A 2,488-nucleotide genomic window follows, 5' to 3' on the forward strand; every position below is an offset into this window, starting at 1 on the left:
GCACCCATACCCACCCACTGCGTCCCCTGACCCGGAAACACCAACACCGACTTCCCCACCGGAGTGTCCACCGCCCCGATGACCAGCTTGGTCATCGCGTCACCCGAGGCCAGCGCGGTCAGAGCCTCCTTGAAGCCGTCCATGCCGTCCGCCAGGAGCACCGCCCGATGCTCGAGGCCGGCGCGGCCCATGGCCAGTGAGAAGCCGACATCCACAGGACGTCCGTTCTCTGCCTGTTCTACGAACACCAGCAGTCGCTCGGCCTGCGCCCGCAGCGCGTCCGTCGTCTTGCCCGAGAGCACCCAGGGCACCACGCCCGCCGTCGGGGACGGGGCTTCCGCGACCGGAGCTCCGCCCGTCGGCGCCTGCTCGATGATCACGTGCGCGTTCGTACCGCTCACGCCGAAGGAGGAGACTCCGGCCCGGCGCGGACGCCCGGTCTCCGGCCACGCCCGCTCCTCCATCAACAGCGAGACGGCTCCCGACTCCCAGTCCACGTGGCGCGACGGCTCATCCACATGCAGCGTCTTCGGAAGAACCCCGTGCTCCATCGCCATGACCATCTTGATCACGCCGCCCACGCCGGCCGCAGCCTGCGCATGCCCGATGTTGGACTTCAACGAGCCCAGCCACAACGGGTCCTGGCCCTCACGATCCTGTCCATACGTGGCAAGCAGCGCCTGGGCCTCGATCGGGTCACCCAGCTTCGTGCCCGTACCGTGCGCCTCCACCGCGTCCACCTCAGCCGCCGACAAACCCGCGTTCGCCAGCGCCTGCCGGATCACCCGCTGCTGCGACGGACCATTCGGAGCCGTCAGACCATTACTCGCACCATCCTGGTTGACGGCGGAACCCCGGACCACAGCCAGGACCGTGCGGCCGTTTCGTTCAGCGTCCGACAGCCGCTCAAGCAGCACCATCCCAACGCCCTCACCCCAGCCCGTGCCGTCCGCCGCATCGGCAAACGCCTTGCAGCGCCCGTCCGTCGCCAGCCCGCGCTGCCGCGAGAACTCCACGAACATGCCCGGGTTGGCCATGATGGCGGCGCCGCCCACGAGCGCCAGGGTGCACTCGCCGCTGCGCAGCGACTGAGCCGCCAAATGCAGCGCCACCAGCGACGACGAACACGCCGTGTCCACCGTGACAGCGGGGCCCTCCAGGCCCAGCATGTAAGCGATACGGCCCGAGGCGACACTGCCGGTCGTGCCAGTCAGTACGTAACCCTCATAGCCCTCTTCGGCCTCGTGCAGCCGGGGGCCGTAGTCCTGTGCGGTCGCGCCGACGAACACTCCGGCTGAGATGCCACGCAGCGACTGCGGGTCGATACCCGCCCGCTCAAATGCCTCCCAGGAAGTCTCCAGCAACAGCCGCTGCTGCGGGTCCATCGCCAAGGCCTCACGCGGGTTGATGCCGAAGAACTCCGGGTCGAACTCCGCCGCGCCGTGCAGGAATCCGCCGTGCCGGGTGTACGTACGGCCTGCCTGGCCGAGCTCGGGGTCGTAGAGCGCCTCCAGGTCCCAGCCGCGATTCGTCGGGAACGGCGAGATGGCGTCACCATCCGTGTGCACCATCTGCCACAGCTCTTCCGGCGAGCTGACGCCGCCCGGGTAGCGGCAGGCCATCGACACGATCGCAATCGGGTCGTCATCGGTACGGACCATCGCCGCTACAGGCGTGGCCTCGGCGTTCTGCTCGCCGAGGAGCTGGCCCAGCAGATAGCGAGCCAAGGCTTCAGGGCTCGGGTAGTCGTAGAGCAGCGTGGCGGCTAGCCGCAGACCGGTGGTTCTGCCCAGGCCCACGCACAGCTCCACGGACATGTGCGAGTCGAAGCCGAGTTCCTTGAAGGCAAGGCTGGCGGTGACGGCTTCGGCGCTGTCGTGACCGAGCACGGCCGCAGCCTTGGCACGGATGAGATCGACAAGGGTGCGGACTGCTTCTTCCTTGCTGAGCGCGGCAAGCCGTCGCACCAGCTCCGACTCGGTCTCGTTGCTCGCGCCGGTGTCCTCGGTTGAATCGATCGACTCGGTTTTGTCGCTCGCGCCAGTGCGTATGCTGGCGGTCTCCTTGATCCAGTAGCCCTTCCGTTGGAAGGCATACGTCGGCAGTGCGATCCGCTGTGCACCGAAGGGGGTGAAATACATCTCCCAGTCGACACTCACCCCGTTCGCGTGGAGCTCTGCCAGAGCGGTGACCAAGGCGCGCTCCTCCGCGAATCCCTTGCGCAGCGCAGGAATCAGCAGCGGGTCCGCCGTCGTCACAGACTCCCGGGCCATGGCGGTCAGTACCGCGCCCGGCCCGATCTCGACGAACGCCGAGACCCCCTCGGTCTCCAGCCAGGCCACCTGCTCGGCAAATCGAACGGCTTCGCGAATGTGCCGTGTCCAGTAGGCAGCGTCCCGCTCTTTCTCGACCGGCGGCATCGCGATCGTTGGGGGGTTGTAGGTGAGTGTGTCGGCGATCTGCTGGAACTCGGCCAGCATCGGCTCCA

General features: G+C 67.8%; 1 protein-coding gene. It reads right to left on the minus strand.

Annotation, left to right across the window (positions count from 1 at the left end; translation table 11 throughout):
* On the minus strand, nt 1-2,488 hold a 2,488-nt coding region (locus tag IEY89_RS40025), incomplete at both ends, for a beta-ketoacyl synthase N-terminal-like domain-containing protein (protein WP_229695741.1).

The sequence above is a fragment of the Streptomyces lacrimifluminis genome, assembly GCF_014646095.1.
Lineage (GTDB): Bacteria > Actinomycetota > Actinomycetes > Streptomycetales > Streptomycetaceae > Streptomyces > Streptomyces lacrimifluminis.